General features: G+C 66.2%; 12 protein-coding genes. 6 read left to right on the top strand and 6 right to left on the bottom strand.

The features are described 5' to 3' along the window. The first annotated feature begins 270 nt into the window (after window positions 1–270). Complete coding sequence (locus tag WD430_RS17360; RefSeq protein WP_339103674.1) at window positions 271–1,347, top strand: hemolysin family protein; 1,077 nt, start codon at window positions 271–273, stop codon at window positions 1,345–1,347. Window positions 1,348–1,433: 86 nt separating this feature from the next. Then, a complete protein-coding gene (locus WD430_RS17355) occupies window positions 1,434–1,865 on the top strand; it encodes a universal stress protein (protein WP_339103673.1) in 432 nt (143 codons plus the stop codon). A 48-nt stretch (window positions 1,866–1,913) separates the two neighbouring features. Here WD430_RS17355 and WD430_RS17350 read toward each other — a convergent pair whose 3' ends face one another. Continuing rightward, window positions 1,914–3,323, bottom strand: coding sequence for a class II fumarate hydratase (locus tag WD430_RS17350; RefSeq protein ID WP_339103672.1), 1,410 nt, complete (start codon window positions 3,321–3,323; stop codon window positions 1,914–1,916). A 231-nt stretch (window positions 3,324–3,554) separates the two neighbouring features. Between WD430_RS17350 and WD430_RS17345 the strand changes: the two genes are divergently transcribed. The 4 genes from WD430_RS17345 to WD430_RS17330 are packed head-to-tail and all read left to right on the top strand — an operon-like array spanning window position 3,555 to window position 7,936. After that, on the top strand, window positions 3,555–4,793 hold the full coding sequence (locus tag WD430_RS17345; protein WP_339103671.1) for an ABC transporter substrate-binding protein: 1,239 nt from the start codon (window positions 3,555–3,557) through the stop codon (window positions 4,791–4,793). Between the two features lie 14 nt (window positions 4,794–4,807). Then, window positions 4,808–5,797: a sugar ABC transporter permease gene (locus WD430_RS17340; RefSeq protein WP_339103670.1), complete on the top strand. Its 990-nt coding sequence runs from the start codon at window positions 4,808–4,810 to the stop codon at window positions 5,795–5,797. Then, on the top strand, window positions 5,794–6,723 hold the full coding sequence (locus WD430_RS17335) for a carbohydrate ABC transporter permease (protein WP_339103669.1): 930 nt from the start codon (window positions 5,794–5,796) through the stop codon (window positions 6,721–6,723). Before WD430_RS17340 ends, WD430_RS17335 begins: the two co-directional genes overlap by 4 nt. 40 nt (window positions 6,724–6,763) lie before the next feature. Then, the gene (locus WD430_RS17330; RefSeq protein WP_339103668.1) at window positions 6,764–7,936 is read left to right on the top strand and encodes an ABC transporter ATP-binding protein; all 1,173 of its coding nucleotides are present in this window, start codon (window positions 6,764–6,766) and stop codon (window positions 7,934–7,936) included. A gap of 97 nt (window positions 7,937–8,033) precedes the next feature. Here WD430_RS17330 and WD430_RS17325 read toward each other — a convergent pair whose 3' ends face one another. From WD430_RS17325 to WD430_RS17305, 5 genes are all read right to left on the bottom strand, one after another. Continuing rightward, the gene (locus tag WD430_RS17325) at window positions 8,034–8,738 is read right to left on the bottom strand and encodes a DUF4013 domain-containing protein (RefSeq protein WP_339103667.1); all 705 of its coding nucleotides are present in this window, start codon (window positions 8,736–8,738) and stop codon (window positions 8,034–8,036) included. A 186-nt stretch (window positions 8,739–8,924) separates the two neighbouring features. Beyond that, the gene (locus WD430_RS17320; RefSeq protein WP_339103666.1) at window positions 8,925–10,508 is read right to left on the bottom strand and encodes a PH domain-containing protein; all 1,584 of its coding nucleotides are present in this window, start codon (window positions 10,506–10,508) and stop codon (window positions 8,925–8,927) included. 6 nt (window positions 10,509–10,514) lie between these two features. Next, entirely contained in the window at window positions 10,515–10,976 is a 462-nt protein-coding gene (locus tag WD430_RS17315) for a PH domain-containing protein (protein WP_339103665.1), read from the bottom strand. Window positions 10,977–11,026: 50 nt separating this feature from the next. Beyond that, complete coding sequence (locus WD430_RS17310; RefSeq protein ID WP_339103664.1) at window positions 11,027–12,664, bottom strand: PH domain-containing protein; 1,638 nt, start codon at window positions 12,662–12,664, stop codon at window positions 11,027–11,029. Next, a complete protein-coding gene (locus tag WD430_RS17305; protein ID WP_339103663.1) occupies window positions 12,654–13,115 on the bottom strand; it encodes a PH domain-containing protein in 462 nt (153 codons plus the stop codon). Before WD430_RS17305 ends, WD430_RS17310 begins: the two co-directional genes overlap by 11 nt. Between the last annotated feature and the right edge of the window lie 45 nt (window positions 13,116–13,160).

Genomic DNA, 13,160 nt, shown 5'->3' with positions numbered 1-13,160 from the left:
CTGCTTGGGTTTTTTATTCCGCCAGATATCGGCCTGATACGGCTTCAATACCCCGATTTGATGGCGAATTATATGGAAAAAAGACAGACCGAACGGGGCGATTACTCGGCCTCGAGTATTCCGTCGGTTGGTAGATCGACCGAACAGCGTTCCCTGTAAACGCGGCTACTGGAATACCGTCATGTCACTGTTAATTCGATCGCTGGTTCTGATTTCGCTCGGCCATAATTTCCCCGAGCGATTTGTGTGTGGAGAGACAACGTCGAAGTGATGAACTCGCTCGTTATCGGTGGACGGCTGCTCGCAGGCGTCTTACTCATTCTGGCGAACGCCTTCTTCGTCGCTATCGAGTTCGCGCTGACCCGCGCGCGACAGTTCACGGAGGAGGAGTTCGTCGGCGGCAACCCCAAACTGGAGCGGGCGTGGGAGATGACCGACGATCTCGAACTCTACCTGACGACGTGTCAGGTGGGGATCACGGCCTCGAGCATCGCCGTCGGAATCGTCGCCGAACCCGCGCTGGCGGCCATCTTCGAGCCGCTGTTCGAGAACACGGTGCTGGCCTCGATCGGGAGCGGAGCGATCATCGCCTTCCTGATCATCAACCTCGTGCATTTGACGCACGGCGAACAGACGCCGACGTATCTGGGCGTCGAACGCTCGCGGATGGTCTGTCGGTACGGTGCCGCGCCGCTGTACTGGTTCCACTGGCTGATTTCCCCGGTCATCACGCTCGGCGACGGCATCGCAAAACTGACGCTGAAGCTCTTCGGGATCGAGATGACCGGCGCGTGGCTCGAGACCGAGGAGGACGTTATCGAGTCCCGCGCGGACCTCCGGAACCGCCTGGGTTCGGTCCTCGAGGAGGGCGATCTCCCCGAGGAACGCCGCGAAGAGGTGATGAACGCGTTCCAGATCGGCGAGCAGTCCATCAGCGAGCTGATGGTGCCGCCTGAGGAAATCGTCACCCTATCGACCGAAGACACCATCGAGGAGAACTTCCGGAAGATGGAGGAGCGGCCGCAGACCCGATATCCGCTGGTCGGCGAGGAGGTGACCGACTTCCGTGGAATCGTTTACACGCCGATCTTCGTCCGTCACCGGAAGGAACTGGCTGAGGACGGTATCGACTTCGAGGAACTCGCGGCACCGCCGATGACGCTCTCGCCCGACGCGGACGTCAGCGACGCGGTCGACCAGTTCCAGGCGGAGAATCAGGAGCTCGCGCTGGTGATCGAGGACGGCGACGTCGTCGGCCTCGTCACTGTGACCGACCTGCTCGAGGCGGTGATGGGCGACATCGAGGACCCGCTCGATCAGGCGGAGCTCGAGCCGGTCGATCGCTGATCAGCCGCCGAGCGACTGCAGACGGCTCCCGCCACCACGCGACTGCGCGCTTTCGCTTTTTTACCGCGGCCGTGGACCCGACAGCCGTGTACGACGATATTCTGGTGCCGACCGACGGGAGCGACTCGAGCGCGGCGGCGGTCGAGCAGGCCGTCGCGATCGCCGACGGAGACGCGGCGACGGTTCACTTCCTCCACGTCATCGACGTGGGCACGGAGATGTCCGCCGCCGCGTCCGGGAGCATCGCGCCCCAGCTGACGGAGACGCTCGAGGACCAAGCCGAGTCGGCGCTCGACGAGGCCGCGAGTCGGGCCGAACGGGCGGGAGTGAGTCACGAGCGGCTCACTCGCGAAGGAGATCCCCACGAAACGATCGCGACGTACAGTGCCGAAAACGGGATCGATCTCGTGGTCATGGGTGCGAGCGGCCAGTCGGGAGTGAAAGAACGCCTCCTCGGGAGCACGACCGACCGCGTCGTTCGATCCGTCGAGACGTCGGTACTGATCGCTCGGGCCTGAGCGAACCGGGAGAGGACGATCCGACCGAAAAGTGCGAGTCGATCCGTCTCAGTCGTCCTGGCCGAGGATACCGCGCTCGGTCATCTTCCGGGGGTCGAGCACCTCGTCGGCCTCTTCCTCGTCTAAGTAGCCCTTCTCGAGGACGACCTCGCGAACGGTCTTGTCCTCCTTGAGCGCGGTCTTGGCGACCTCGCTGGCCTTGTCGTAACCGATGTGGACGTTCAGCGAGGTGGCCATCGCCATCGACTGCTCGACGCGGTCCTCGCAGTACGCCTCGTTGGCCTCGAGTTCCGCGACGAAGCGCTCGGCGAACACCTGGCTCGCGTTGGAGATGAGTTCGGCGGACTCGAGGAAGTTGTGGGCCAGCACGGGCTTGTAGAGGTTGAGATCGATCTGGCCCTCGGCGGCGCCGGCGGAGACGGCGGCGTCGTTGCCGACGACCTGCTTGTGGACCTGGTTGACGGCCTCGGCGACGACGGGGTTGATCTTGCCGGGCATGATCGAGGAGCCGGGCTGGTTCTCGGGCTGTTCGATCTCGCCGAGCCCGTTACGCGGACCGGAGGCGAGCAGTCGGAGGTCGTTGGCGATCTTGTTCAGCGAACCGGCGACGACGCGCAGGGCGCCGTGGGCCTCGCTCATCGCGTCGTGGGCGGCCTGGGCCTCGAAGTGGTTGTCGGCCTCGCGGAACTGGACGCCGGTCTCCTTCGTGATGTACTCCGCGGCGCGGGCGGGGAACTCCTCGTGGGTGTTCAGGCCCGTCCCGGTCGCGGTGCCGCCCAGCGCGAGTTCGGCGAGGTGTTCGCGGACTTTGTCTACGCGCGCGAGGCCCTTCTCGACCTGCGTGCGGTAGCCGGAGAACTCCTGGCCCAGCGTGACCGGCGTCGCGTCCTGGAGGTGCGTGCGGCCGGTCTTGACGACGTCGTCGAACTCCTCCTCCTTTGCCTCGAGGGCCTCGCGGAGCGTGTCGAGGGCGGGGATGACGTCCTTCTCGACGGCCTCGAGGGAGGCGACGTGCATCGCGGTCGGGATGACGTCGTTGGACGACTGGCCGTAGTTGACGTGGTCGTTGGGGTGGACGACGCGGTCGCCGATCTCCGAGCCCATGATCTCGGCGGCGCGGTTGGCGATGACCTCGTTGGCGTTCATGTTCGAGGACGTGCCGGAGCCGGTCTGGAAGACGTCGACCGGGAACTGGTCGTCGTGCTGGCCCTCGATGACCTCGTCGGCGGCCTCGACGATCGCCTTGGCGACGTCGTCGTCGATCAGATCCAGATCGCGGTTGGCCTGCGCGGCGGCCTTCTTGACGACGCCGAGCCCCCGGATGAACCGACGGCTGAACGAGATTCCCGAGATGGGGAAGTTCTGAATCGCCCGCTGGGTCTGAGCGCCCCAGTAGGCGTCCGCGGGTACCTGCATCTCGCCGAGACTGTCCCGTTCGACTCTGTAGTCCTCACTCATGTGCGGAGGGTTGACGGGCGGGTGCGTAAAATCCACCGGTCTAATTCCGGGGTATGACGCGATCGTATTACCTCATGGTATCGCGGAATTCCTGGCGGGAGCGGCCTCGGTCCACCCGTTCAGCGGATTCACTCAGAATGTAATTAATTATGGAAACTATTAAGTGGTCCTCGGACTATTAATTGTGTGTGATTCAGAGTGTCCGATGGTAACAAGATACCACGGAGGACGATGCTGAAGGGTGCAGGGATAGCAGGGACCGCGAGTCTCGCGGCTCTCGCGGGCTGTACCGGCGGCGGTGGCGGCGACACGCTCGAGGTCCTGCACGGCTGGACCGGCGGCGACGGCGCCGAGGCTGCCGATGCGCTCTTCTCGGCGTTCGAGGAGGAGCACTCGGACGTCGACTACAACGAGAACCCGATCGGTGGCGGTGGGAACACGACGCTCGACCAGACGGTCGCCAACCGCCTTCAGGGCGGTGACCCGCCGAGTTCGTTCGCCGGCTGGCCGGGCGCGAACTTAGAGCAGTACGGGGACGCCGTCGGTGACATCGAGTCGGAGGTCTGGGACGAGGCCGGGCTGAAGGACGCTCACGTCGAGGAAGCGGTCGAACTCTGCCAGCACAACGACGGCTTCTCGGCGGTCCCGCTCGGCTCCCACCGCCTGAACGACCTCTTTTACAACGTCGGGGTCCTCGAGAGCGCCGGCGTCGATCCGAGCTCGATCGACAGCGCCGACGCGCTGATCGACGCGCTGGACGCCGTGGAGTCGGAGACCGACGCGACGCCGTTCGCGTTCTCGCTCGCGCCGTGGTGTATCCTCCAGACGTGGGCCCAGACGATGCTCGGCGAGCACGGTTACGAGGCCTACATGAACTTCATCGAGGGTAACGGCGACGAGAGCGCCGTCCGCGACACCTTCGAGAAACTCGAGGAGATCCTCGGCTACATCAACTCCGACGCGGCCTCCGTCGACTTTACCGAGGTCAACCAGGACATCATGAGCGGCGACGCCGCGTTCATCCACCAGGGCAACTGGGCCGCCGGCGCGTACATCTCGAGCGATCAGGACCTCGAGTACGGTACCGACTGGGACGCGATCCGATACCCCGGGACGGAGGACTACTACACCCTCCACATCGACTCGTTCATCTACCCGGCCGACAATCCGACGCCCGACGACACCGCGACCTGGCTGCAGTTCGTCGGGTCCGAACAAGCGCAGGTCGCGTTCAACCAGTACAAGGGGTCGATCCCGACGCTGACGGACGTGTCCACCGACGCGTTCAACACCTATCTCACGGACACGATCGAAGACTTCGACAACGCCTCGGAGAAGCCGCCGACGCTCGCACACGGCCTCGCCGTAGACACGAGCACCCAGGACGACCTCGAGGAGGCCCTCAACAATAACTTCGCGGACCCCTACGACGTCGACGGTGCGACGAGCGGGTTCATGGACGCCGTCTAATTCGTTCCAAGACTATGAAACGTTTTTTAGCGTTACTGCGTAGCGTCCGGCGTAAACGAAGCGAGGGCGGCGAGCGACGCGTCAGGACGGACGGGGGGACCACCGAGGAACGCTCGACGCTCCGACGCTGGCTCGATAGCGACATCGTGCAGTCGTCGCCGTTCTGGCTGCCGCCGTTCCTGCTGATGGGCTTTTTCGTCTACGCCGCGATCGGCTGGAACCTCCTGCTCTCGCTGACGGAGTACTCCGGGTTCGGAGACCCCGACTACAGCAACCTCGGTCTGCACAACTACCGGGCGATGCTGGACGATCCGGGGATGTGGGCGGCGACGCGGAACACGTTCGTCCTCCTCATCGGATTCACGGTCGTCTGTCTGATCGTCGGCCTGCTTCTAGCGCTGCTGCTCGATCGCGAGATCCGATTCAGCAGGTCGTTTCGGACGGTCTACCTCCTGCCGTTCGCCCTCTCGTTCATCGTCACGGCCCAGTTCTGGCGGTGGATGTACAACGTGAACAACGGTATCGTCAACCAGTTCATCGGGCTCTTCGGCCTCGGGCCATACAACTGGCTGGGTAGTCCCCGCCTCGTGTTGGGGGCGGTGATCTTCGCGCTCGTCTGGCAGTTCAGCGGGTACACGATGATCATTTACCTCGCCGCGCTCCGGTCGATCCCGAACGACCAGTACGAGGCCGCGCGAGTCGACGGGGCGAGCACGCTTCGAATGTATTGGCGCGTGATCATTCCGCAGTTACGGCCGGCGACGGTCAGCGCGTCCGTCGTGTTAGTGCTGTTCGCGCTGAAGGCCTTCGACTTCCTGTACGCGACCTTCGACGGCTATCGACCTCGTCGCGGGGCCGACATCCTGGCGACCAAGATGGTCCGCGAGTCGTTCGGCCGATCCGAGTGGGCGTACGGGTCCTCGATCGCGATCGTGTTGTTCGTCGTGTCGCTGGCAGTCATCGCGCCGTACCTGTATAATCAGTACAAGCGAGGGAACCTATGAGCGAGGAAACAGTTACCACCGAGGAGGCGGCGGCGACGGAGCACGAGACCGGCGGAATTTCGATCGGCCACGTCGGACTGTACGCGACGCTGATCGGTCTGGTCGGGTTCTACCTGATCCCGATCGAGTCCGGACTCGTGACGTCGATCAAAACGCCGACCGCGCTCCAAGAGACCTTCCCGTTCCTGCCGCCCCTCTCCTCGAGCGGGATCACGTTCGAGAAGTGGCAGGTCGCGTTCGATTTCCTCGCGCCCGGGATGGTCAACAGCGTGCTGTTCACGATCCCGTCGACGATCCTGTGTGCGATCCTCGGCAGCATGGCCGCCTACGGGCTGACGCTCGTCGACTGGCGCGGGCAGATCGCCGTGCTGGCGCTGTTCATCGCGGGCATCTTCGTTCCGTACCAGGCGGTGATCGTCCCGCTCTTCCAGTTCTGGAGCCAGTACATGCAGCTGAGCGCACGGCTCTCGTTCCTGTGGGGCCTCCCGCTGCTCGAGCGACACCACGCGACGATCCTCGAACTGATCATCACGCACACGGCGTACGGGATCCCGATCGTGACGCTGCTGTTCCGATCGCAGTACAAGACGATGTCCGAGGAGATGATCGAGGCCGCGAGACTCGACGGCGCGTCGGTCTGGCGGGTCTACCGACGGATCGTCCTGCCGCTGTCGATACCGATGTTCGCGGTCGTGTTCATCTTCCAGTTCACGCAGATCTGGAACGAGTTCCTGTTCTCGCTGACGATCATCGGGAGCACCAACAACCCGGCCGCGTCCGCGACCCTCATCCTGTCCGGGCTCGGTCAGTCGCTCGAAGGAACCGACTACCCGCTCCGAATGGCGGGCGCGTTCATCACGGCACTGCCGACGCTGCTCGTCTACGTGCTGTTCGCCGACAAGTTCGCGGAGGGGGTACAGACATGACCGACCGACGACTACTGGTACGAAACCGGAGGATCTGACGATGGCAGAAACCCAACTCGACGACGTACGAAAAGTATTCACGGAAGACGACGGCAACGAGATCGTCGCCGTCAACGACGTATCGATCGACATCGAGGACGGGGAGTTCCTCGTTCTCGTCGGCCCCTCGGGCTGTGGCAAGTCGACGACGCTGCGGATGATCGCGGGACTCGAGTCGATCACGGACGGCGAGATCCGCCTCGACGACCGAGTGATCAACGACCTGCCGGCGAAAGAACGGAACATCGCGATGGTGTTCCAGTCCTACGCGCTGTACCCGCACATGACCGTGCGGGAGAACATGGCGTTCGGGCTCGAGGAGTCCACCGACCTCTCGGACGACGAGATCGCCACGCGAGTCGAAGAGACCGCCGAGATGATGGGCATCGATCCCCTGCTGGACCGAAAGCCCGAGGAGCTCTCGGGCGGCCAGCAACAGCGGGTCGCGCTCGGTCGAGCGATCGTCCGGGAGCCGGCCGTGTTCCTGATGGACGAGCCCCTCTCGAACTTAGACGCCAAGCTCCGCGCGCAGATGCGGACCGAGCTCCAGCAGCTCCAGGAGCAACTCGAGACGACGACGGTCTACGTCACGCACGATCAGACGGAGGCGATGACGATGGGCGACCGGATCGCCATCCTCAACGACGGCAAACTGCAGCAGGTCGGCACGCCCCTCGAGTGCTATCACGAACCCGCGAACGCGTTCGTCGCGGACTTCATCGGCGAGCCGGCGATGAACTTCTTCGACGTCACGCGCCGCAGCGCGGACGGCGACGGAGCCGTCCTCGTCGGCGAGAACCTCGAGTACACCGTCTCGTCGGACATCGTGACGGCGATCGGCGATCGGAGCGAGCTCGTCCTCGGAGTCCGTCCGGAGGACATCGAGATCGAACACAGCGAGGGCGAGCCCCGGCGCGAGGACGGCCACACCGTCCCCGCGACGGTCACTGTCGTCGAACCGACCGGCGACGAGAACATCGTCTACCTCGACTTCGGTGAGGACGGAAGCGAGACGGCCATCGTGACGATCGACGGGATGAGCCGGATCGAAGCCGGCGACCGCGTGGTCGCGCACATTCCCGAGGACGCGATTCACGTCTTCGACGCGAAGACCGACGAGGCGCTCCACAACCGCCGCGTCGAGAGCAGCGAGCCCCGAGCGCCGAACATCTGATCGGCGGAGACGAGATCGGGTCCGCCGGTTCTCGAGACGGTCGCAGCACTGATTCTTTCGAGGCATCACGAATTTCGATCGGCCGTTCGTCCCGCAGCTACGCCCTCGGCTCACCGCCGGACGCTCGAGCGTAGCCGACGCCGACGGCGCGGGCGCCCGCGACGAGGGCGTAGGCGGCGGCCGCCGCGGCGAGCACACCCAGCACGTCGCCGCGACGGACGGCCGTGACGGCGAGCCACGCCGCGAGAACGGTGAGCGAAAAGCCGACGATCCACCGGAGGAAGTACGTCGGGTCGGTCAACGCGGGCAGTACCGTCTCGGTCTCGACGGCCGCACGCAGCCGTCCGGTCGAGGCGCTCGCGGCCACTGCGGCGGGATACGCGTACGCACACGCGACGAAGAAGAAGATCGAGATCGTCGACGAGACGAGCGCGAACAGTCCCGCGCCGGTGCCGAGCGCGAGCGCCTCCGGCGTCTCGATCAGCGACCGCGCCAGCAGGACGATCGACGGGACGAGCACCGCGACCGCCAACGCGAGCGCCCCGAGACCGGAACGGGCGATCGCCCGCACGGACGGCCGCGGGCGCCGCCCGTCGGAGCCGAGGACGACGGCTGCCGTTCCGAAGAGGACGACGAGGCCGAGGAGCGCGACGAGCGCGGGGACGAGCGCGACTATCGACGGCGCGAACGCGACCGCGTACCGCGCCCCGACCGCGGTCGCGACGACGCCGACACCGCACCTGAGCAGCGCCGCCCGTCCGAACGCGTCGCTGACCGGGTATCGAAGCGCATCACGAATCATGTCCGCCCCCGCTTCCGGCCCCGATTGCGTTCCTCGGTCGGTCGATCGATGCCGGCTGGATCCATACAGGGCGAGTCGAACGGTCGGGGCAAAAACGTCGTGGTCTCGTCCCTGACGACGGGGCATCGCCGCCGAACGCCGGTTCAGGCTCGGACACGGACACGGACTCGGTGTCGCATCGGTGGCTCACTGCCGATCGGCGAACGCCCCAGATCGTTCGTCGTCCCGATCGCGTTCGTGCAGGGCCGTCTGCAGGCGGTCCCGGCCGGTGTCGTGGACGGCGCGCGCGTCCTCGAGGGCGACGTTCTCGATCGTCGGCGCCGACCAGGAGAAGGTGGCCGAGCTCGCGGTGTCGACGACGACCGACGCCAGCCCGAGGCGGCGCTGGAACAGCGACCGCCGGGTCGTCAGGGTCTGGATGCGGTAGTAGGGGATCACGGTCGTCCGTCGCTTCCAGAAGCCCCGCCGGACGACGAGGTGGTCCTCGCAGACGGCGTATCCCATGTTGGTCCACTTCAGGTGCGCCGCCGGAGGGGCCGCCGCGAAGGCGACCGCGGCGAGATACCAGCGCTCGAGGCCGGAGACCTGCGCGACCCCGTAGGCGGCCGCGACGAGGACGGCGGCCAGTATCGCGTAGCGGGCGAGATACCGGCGCCGCGCCAGCGTCGGCAGCGAGGTGAACTGGGGCCGCTCGAGGCCGGTGATCCGTTCGGCGAAGCCGTAGACGCGGGACTCGGCGGCGAACGGTACCGTCGACTCGCTCGCGCTCGAGTCGCCGGGGCCGTAGCCGGCGGTCTCGACCCACAGCCCGGCGTAGCCGAGCAGCCGCTGGAGGGGGTTGTCCGTGATCGTCACCGACTGGACCTTCTCGACGGGGATCGAGCCGCTGTGGCGCTCGACCAGCCCGCGCTCGTAGACGAAGTCGTTCCCCTCCCGGCCGAGCCGGAAGCCGTAGTACTGCGTGACCGTCATCGCCGCGCTGAGGAGGGCCGTCGCGAGCGCCCACGGGACGACGATCGAACCGATCAGCAACGCGGCGGAGAGCTCGAGGACGAATCCGGGGAGCAGGCCCCCCTCGTCGCTCACGAACGCCAGCAGGAACACCGGGAGGATCGCGGTCCCCGGCCTGAGCGCGGTCGCGGCGTAGAGCACCAGCTCCCGGAGCTCGAGTTCAAACAGGAGCGTCCGCGCCGGTCGGGACCGACCGCTGTCGGCGGCGTCGGTCGGCGCGTCCGCCGCTGTCGAGGCGTCGGCCGCCGTCGACGCGTCCGCGTCGGCTGTCGGTTCCGCCTCGGGCGACGGAGCCGAGCGGTCGCCGTCGGCGTCGACTTCGGCGGTCAGCCGGCGGACCTCCCGCTGGATCCGGTCGGCCTCCGCCTTGCTCACGTACTCCAGCGTCGCCTCGGTGTCGCCGCCGCCCGCGGTCTCGAGTTCGACGACGGCGAGGCCGAGCAGTCGCTGGACCATCCCCTGCCGAACGTCGACGTTCTGGATCCGCCGGTAGGGGATCTCGCGGGCCTGTCTCGAGAAGACGCCCGACGTGACGTCGAACGTCTCGTCGGTGAGTTCGTAGCCGAACCGGTAGTAGTGGGCCACGCCGTAGGCGAGCCCGGAGAGGACGCCGAGCGGCGCCAACACGAGCAGCCAACTCGTCTCGACGGCGTCGACGGACTCCGAGAGGACGGTGACCGCGGCGAGCGGGAGCATGAGCCCGCTCGCTGCACGCCCCAGCGCCTCCGAAATCGCGGTGAACGGGTGTAAGCGATTCATGGCTGGTTAGACGCCGTCGTCGGCCTCGCTCTCGACGGCCAGTTTCCGAAGCGTGTCCTGCAGGTCACGCGCTCGGTCGGGAGTGAGCCCCGGGATTCGAACGTCCGCGTTCCGCGAGCCCGCCGTGTAGACCACCACGCTCGAGAGCCCGAGGGCGCGCTCGATCGGGCCGAACTGCGTGTCGACGTGCTGGACGCGAACGAATGGCACCGACGTCTCGACGAACGTGACGACGCCCCGCTCTAAGTAGAGCGCGTCGGGCTGGATCTCGTACTGCCAGACCCGATAGAGCCGCACCGCGTAGGCGATTCCGAGGCCGAAACCGACGGCCACGACGGCGGCGATCGCGGCGAGCGGGACGTCGGTTATCCACCGGTCCGCGGCGGCGAGACCGACGCCGAGGACGATCGCGCCGATCGCCCCCTTCGCGATCCAGAACAGTCTGATACGGGGATGGAGGGCTTCCATACCAGAAACATGTTAGTCCCATTCGATAAAATCACGGGAATCGACGCGACTCAGGTGGAATCGATCGTGAGCCCGCTGTCGTCCGCTCGAGCGCGCTCGCGCAGGGCCGTCCGGAGGCGTTTCCGGCCAGTGTCGTGGACGGCGCGCGCGTCCTCGAGGTCGATATCGTAAATCGTCGGTTCCGACCAGGAGAACGTTCGGGAGCTGGCCGTATCGACGACCAGCGATGCCAGTCCGAGGCGACGTTGAAAGACCGAGCGCCGCGTCGAGATCGTCTGCACGCGATAGTAGGGGATGACGGTCGTCCGCCGCCGCCAGAACCCGCGCCGGATCACGACGTGATCGTCGCCGACGTGATAGCCCAGATTGACGTATTTCAGGTGTGCCGCGGGCGGCGCCGCCACGACAGCGATCGCCGCGAGATACCAGCGCTCGAGATCCGTCACTCGAGTGACCGCGAACGCGAGGCCGACGACGCCGACGGCCAGCAGCGAATAGCGCACGAGATACCGACGCCGAGCCAGCGGCGACGCGCCGCGAAAGTCGGTGCGGTCGACGCCGGTCAGCGCCGTCGCGAAGCGCTGGACCCGCGATTCGGCGGCCATCGGAACGGCCGACTGATTCCCGCCGCTGCTCTCGGGCCCGTGTCCGGCGGTCTCGACCCAGAGGCCGGCGTAGCCGACCAGCCGTTGAAGCGGGTTGTCGGTGATCGTCACCGACTGGATCTTGTCGGTCGGGATCGACCCGCTGTAGCGCTGGAGGAGGCCGCGTTCGTAGATCAGATCGTTCCCCTGTCGACCGAGCCGGAACCCGTAGTAGTTCACGATCGTATAGAGCGCGCTGGCGACGTACGTGGCGACGAACCACTGCAGCGCGGCGACCGCGGCCAGAATGAGGAGCGCGTCGACCGGGGCACCGTCGATCGATTCGGGACCGCCGACGAAACCGGCGGTCTCGAAGACGAAGTCGGGAACGAAGCCCGCGCCCGAATCGGCGTCCGTCAATATGCTCACCAGCAGGATCGGGAAGCCCGCGGCACCCCATCGGAACGCGGTCACGGCGTAGACCAGCAGTTCGCTGACCTCGAGCTCGAACAGGAGCGTCGCCGACCGGTCGCCCCGAGCGGCGCCACTGTCGTGCCGGGGCGCTGTAACGTCCTCGTCCCCAGTCTCGGAGGGCGAATCGGTCGCCGCGGACCGGTCGGCCGCGTCGCTCGCGTTGTCGGCAGCGACCGTCCGCTGGCGGATTTCGGACCGGATTCGATCGGCCTCGTCGCTGCTCACGAACCGCAGGGTCGCCTCCGTGTTGCCGCCGCCGGCGGTCTCGAGCGAGACGACGGCGAGGCCGAGCAGTCGCTGGACGATCCCCTGCGAGATATCGACGTTCTGGACGCGGCGGTACGGAATTTCGCGGGCGCGTCGGGAGAGAACGCCGGACGTCACGTCGAACGTGTCCGCCGTGAGCGCGTACGTGAAGCGATAGTAGTACGCGAGGCCGTAGCCGGCACCGACGACGGAGCCGAGCGGAGAGAGGACGAACAGGAGATCGATGGCGAGGTCGGCATCGATTCCGAGGATACCCGATCCCACTCCCACGAGGAAAAACGGGACCGAGAACCCGGTGAATCCTCGTCGAAGGGCCATCATCGCCCCGGTGAGCGGGTGGAGACGGTTCGCGTTAGACGCCATCGTCGGCCTCGCTCTCGACGGCGAGTCTTCGAAGCGCGTCCTGCAGTTCGCGCGCTCGGTCGGGAGTCAGCCCCGGAATGCGGACGTCGGCGTTCCGCGAGCCCGCCGTGTAGACCACCACGCTCGAGAGCCCGAGAGCGCGCTCGATCGGGCCGAACTGCGTGTCGACGTGCTGGACGCGGACGAACGGGACCGACGTCTCGACGAACGTGATCACGCCCCGCTCTAAGTAGAGCGCGTCGGGCTGGATCTCGTACTGCCAGATCCGGTAGAGCCGCACCGCGTAGGCGATCCCGAGGCCGAGACCGACGGCCACGACGGCGGCGATCGCGGCGAGCGGGACGTCGGCTATCCATCGGTCCGCGGCGGCGAGACCGACGCCGAGGGCGATCGCGCCGATCGCCCCCTTCGCGACCCAGAACAGTCTGATACGGGGATGGAGGGCTTCCATGCTCGATTCATGTTAGTACTATTCAATAAAATGTCGGGATTAGCA

The organism is Haloterrigena sp. KLK7, from assembly GCF_037914945.1.
Lineage (GTDB): Archaea > Halobacteriota > Halobacteria > Halobacteriales > Natrialbaceae > Haloterrigena > Haloterrigena salinisoli.
The sequence above is the reverse complement of the archived record's forward strand: the minus strand, read 5'-3'. Positions and strand labels throughout refer to the sequence as shown.

Excerpts from the sequence above, each read along its gene's own strand:
- WD430_RS17330 (WP_339103668.1), top strand. The coding sequence starts at position 6,764 with ATGGCAGAAACCCAACTCGACGACGTACGAAAAGTATTCACGGAAGAC.
- WD430_RS17350 (WP_339103672.1), bottom strand. The coding sequence starts at position 3,323 with ATGAGTGAGGACTACAGAGTCGAACGGGACAGTCTCGGCGAGATGCAG.
- WD430_RS17360 (WP_339103674.1), top strand. The coding sequence starts at position 271 with ATGAACTCGCTCGTTATCGGTGGACGGCTGCTCGCAGGCGTCTTACTC.
- WD430_RS17325 (WP_339103667.1), bottom strand. The coding sequence starts at position 8,738 with ATGATTCGTGATGCGCTTCGATACCCGGTCAGCGACGCGTTCGGACGG.
- WD430_RS17305 (WP_339103663.1), bottom strand. The coding sequence starts at position 13,115 with ATGGAAGCCCTCCATCCCCGTATCAGACTGTTCTGGGTCGCGAAGGGG.
- WD430_RS17340 (WP_339103670.1), top strand. The coding sequence starts at position 4,808 with ATGAAACGTTTTTTAGCGTTACTGCGTAGCGTCCGGCGTAAACGAAGC.
- WD430_RS17310 (WP_339103664.1), bottom strand. The coding sequence starts at position 12,664 with ATGGCGTCTAACGCGAACCGTCTCCACCCGCTCACCGGGGCGATGATG.
- WD430_RS17345 (WP_339103671.1), top strand. The coding sequence starts at position 3,555 with ATGCTGAAGGGTGCAGGGATAGCAGGGACCGCGAGTCTCGCGGCTCTC.
- WD430_RS17335 (WP_339103669.1), top strand. The coding sequence starts at position 5,794 with ATGAGCGAGGAAACAGTTACCACCGAGGAGGCGGCGGCGACGGAGCAC.
- WD430_RS17315 (WP_339103665.1), bottom strand. The coding sequence starts at position 10,976 with ATGGAAGCCCTCCATCCCCGTATCAGACTGTTCTGGATCGCGAAGGGG.
- WD430_RS17320 (WP_339103666.1), bottom strand. The coding sequence starts at position 10,508 with ATGAATCGCTTACACCCGTTCACCGCGATTTCGGAGGCGCTGGGGCGT.